Source organism: Kitasatospora sp. NPDC059812, from assembly GCF_042732075.1.
GTDB lineage: Bacteria > Actinomycetota > Actinomycetes > Streptomycetales > Streptomycetaceae > Kitasatospora.
This window is the reverse complement of record NZ_JBHWIO010000162.1, coordinates 4,441-6,617: the sequence shown is the minus strand read 5'-3', so window position 1 is coordinate 6,617 and position 2,177 is coordinate 4,441. Positions and strand designations below refer to the sequence as shown.

1 protein-coding gene and 1 pseudogene are annotated in these 2,177 nt (G+C 73.2%); one reads left to right on the top strand and one right to left on the bottom strand.

From position 1 onward, the window contains the following. Positions 1–1,260: pseudogene (locus ACFV6D_RS38435) on the bottom strand (hypothetical protein); the annotation flags it as partial. Positions 1,261–1,274: 14 nt separating this feature from the next. Between ACFV6D_RS38435 and ACFV6D_RS38430 the strand changes: the two are divergent. Continuing rightward, the gene (locus tag ACFV6D_RS38430; protein ID WP_380563357.1) at positions 1,275–1,592 is read left to right on the top strand and encodes a hypothetical protein; all 318 of its coding nucleotides are present in this window, start codon (positions 1,275–1,277) and stop codon (positions 1,590–1,592) included. The last annotated feature ends 585 nt before the right edge of the window (positions 1,593–2,177 follow it).

Genomic DNA, 2,177 nt, shown 5'->3' with positions numbered 1-2,177 from the left:
CGGAGCGCGCGCCACCCCGCCCTCCGCCCCCCCCCCCCCCCCCCCGCCCCCCCCCCGCGGGCGGTCACCGCCGGGGCCCCCCCGGTCTGCGGGGCGGGCCCCTCGGCGTTTGTGCTGGTCGGGATGGGTGCGTGGGGTGGGGGGGCAGGGTTCGATGCTGTGTCGTCTGGGGGTCCAGTTGCTGGGGGTGTTCGGGGTGTAGCGGTTGGCGGGGCGACGACGGGCGGGTTGGGTGGCGCTCTGGAGGGTGTCGAGCCAGGCGGCGAGTTTGCGGTGGTTGGCGTGGGCGAGCTGGAAGGCGAGGAGGAGGGGCTGGGCGGCGTGGCCGCGGATACGGCGGGTGCGGGAGCGTTCGAGGGCTTCGTGGTCCTTGGCGTACTGGTTGAAATGCTCGACGCGGTTGCGCAGGTGGAAGCAGAGGTGGACCCAGTCGGGTCGGGCGTGGTCGAGTTCCTGCCGGAGGCGGATCCCGGTGTCGCGGTGGAAGGTGAGGGACTCGCGCACGCACACCTCGGGGTGCCCGGCGGGCGTGGGGGCGGGGTCGATGGGGACGAGACGGGGGTCGCGTCCGAGGCTGCGGGGCTTGATGGGGCAGGCGGCGGTGGGGTGGGTTCCGGCGGCCGGGCACAGCAAGCGGCGGGCCCCGCGCTGGTCGGGGGCGGCTTTGGGACGCAGGCGGTAGGCGGGGCGGGCGTCGACGCGGTGGCGCCAGGTGGTGCGGTCGATCTTCTTGTTGAGGAGGTCGGCGGTGGCGGTGATCAGCGGGGCGGGGATGTTCGGGCAGTACCAGGTGCCGTCGACGAGCAGGGCTCCGGCGTGGCTGCCCTGGATGCCGAGCTGGTCGCGGCGGTAGTCCCACAGCGGCCGGTAGCCGAGGTCGAGCAGGGGGAGGTGGAACGTGTCGGGCTGGGCGCTGCTGTAGGCGCGGTCGGCGGCGAGCCAGCCCGGCTTGTATCCGCGCCGGTTGGGGTCCTGGAGGGCGGTGAGGGCGTTGCCGGCGGGGTCGTGTCCGGGCTTGTGGACGGTGAACGCCAGCGCCAGGGCCGGGAGTCGAAGGTGCGGGGGCAGGTCGCGGGTGGGGGTGGTGTCGCCGGAGACGACGAGGGTGGCCTCGTAGTCGAACAGTGCCCGGCGGGCCTTCGCGCGTTTACCGCCGGTCGCGGTGCCGGCGGGGTCGCGGTGGTCGCCGTCGCATACGTACCAGGCGGCGTCGGGGTCGGTGGCGGTGTGCTCGCTGGTGGGGTGGCGGCCTGGCCGCACTGTGGGACGACCTGGTGGCCCACCCGCCCGACCTCGCCCTCGTCCTGCCCGCCACCACAACCCCCGCCCCGCAGCCACCGTCGGCACCGGCACCGCCCCACGCCACCGGGCCGGTGCCGCTGGACACGGGCCTGATCCTCACCCTCATGGGCCAGTCCCCCAAGCGTCTGTGGTCCGCCGAGGACGTCCGCACCGCCACCGACGCCCCCTCCCGCCGCGAGGTACGAAAGGCCCTGCGCGAACTCGCCGGCCAGGGCCTGCTGGAAGAAGTGGTCCGCAAGGCCCGCCACGTCCTGTTCCGCATCCCGGAACCCGGGCCCTCTACGCCCTGACGCGACGGCCGGCGCCCGCGCGGGCGACAAGGCCACCGGGCCCCTGCCCGCCGATGCCACGGTCACCGACCGCGGCCCGGCGAACCACTGGCGGCTGAGCCGCCGCCCCGACGCGAGGGAGTCGTTCGAGGTCCTGCGAACACCCATCGCAGGCAATTAGTTCGTTCACGGCTTCTCTTTGGGTGTGGGCGGCCATCAATGCAGTGTGATGCGGCGGCGTTCTCGCCGCACGCGCGGCCGGGACTTCCGGGCCGCCAAGGGTCCGTCAGCGGCGACGAAAGGGCAGGACGAATGTCGGGAATCAGGTCCGGCTCACGCGCGCCGGACAGTGGGCTGGGCCTCCAGCCCCTCGCCCGCGAGCCCGACAGCCTCCACACCATCCAGGTCCTCTACGGCCTCTCCACCGGCCACCGCACACTGACCATCTGCCTCATCGCCGCATCCCGCCATCCCCTTGAGGCTGTTACACCTGCGGCCGGCAACTGCCCGGAGAGGATGAGTCGGAGACATGGGCCCATTGCGGCCGGTCAACCCGACACAATGTCGGGTGTGTTTGTTATAAAAAACATAAGCGTCCGACGCACA